Here is a 932-nt window from a genome sequence, read left to right on the forward strand (position 1 = left end):
GCCGGGCGGCCGGCATGGCGCTGCATCCGCGCCCCGGCATTGTGCTGGGCGAGGAAGGCCGCGACGAGGGCATGCTTGGCGCCGCCCGCGACCACGGTGCCGAGCGGGCGGTCGAGCCCGGGCACGCGCGGCGCCTGGCCCGGCCGCTCGCCATAGCCGGTCTGGATCAGGGTCGGCACGACCAGGGCGTTCTGGTCCTTGGCGCTGGCGGTTACGGTGTGCAGCGGGTCGAAGCCCGACCGCACCGCGCCGCCCTGCTGGGCGTAGGTCACGAGGAACGGCTCCTGCGCCTCGATCACATAGCGCATCACGCCGCGGGCGATGCGGCGCAGGGTCGGCTCTTTCAAGGGGCGCACCGCGCGCAGCCCGTGCCGGACGAGGATCTCGGCCGAGCTGTCGAAGATCGACGGGCACGGCAGCGACCAGTCGACGATCCCGGCGGCGGTCCGCCAGGGCGCGCGGCGGCCCGCCCGCACCTCGGGGCTGTCCGGCGCGCCATGGGTCGGCGCGGGCCAGACGATGGGGCGGCCGTCGCGGCGGGCGATCAGGAAAAGCCGCTTGCGGATCGTGGGCGCGCCATAGTCGCAGGCGCGCAGCTCGCGCCACTCGACGCGATAACCGAGGCGGCGCAGCTCGCCGACCCAGTGGCGGAAGGTCTGGCCGCGGCGCTCGGGACAGGGGCGGTTGGCCTCGGTCAGCGGCCCCCAGTCGCGGAACTCCTCGACATTTTCCAGCGCGATCACCTCGGGCCGGACCCGGCGCGCCCAGAGCACGACGACCCAGGCGAGGTCGCGGATGTTGCGGGCGACGGGCTTGCCACCCTTGGCCTTGCTGTGATGCTTGCAGTCGGGGCTGAACCAGGCGAGCCCGACGCGGCGGCCGCGGCAGATCTCGGCCGGATCGACATGCCAGACATTGGAATTGAGGTGCCG

The 932-nt window shown here is 73.9% G+C and carries 1 protein-coding gene; it reads right to left on the bottom strand.

The window, feature by feature from the left end:
• Window positions 1-932 (bottom strand): DNA cytosine methyltransferase (locus BYZ73_RS21315; RefSeq protein ID WP_146746397.1); only part of this gene is annotated, 932 nt, incomplete at both ends.

The sequence above is a fragment of the Rhodovulum viride genome (genome assembly GCF_003265965.1).
Taxonomy (GTDB): domain Bacteria; phylum Pseudomonadota; class Alphaproteobacteria; order Rhodobacterales; family Rhodobacteraceae; genus Rhodovulum; species Rhodovulum kholense.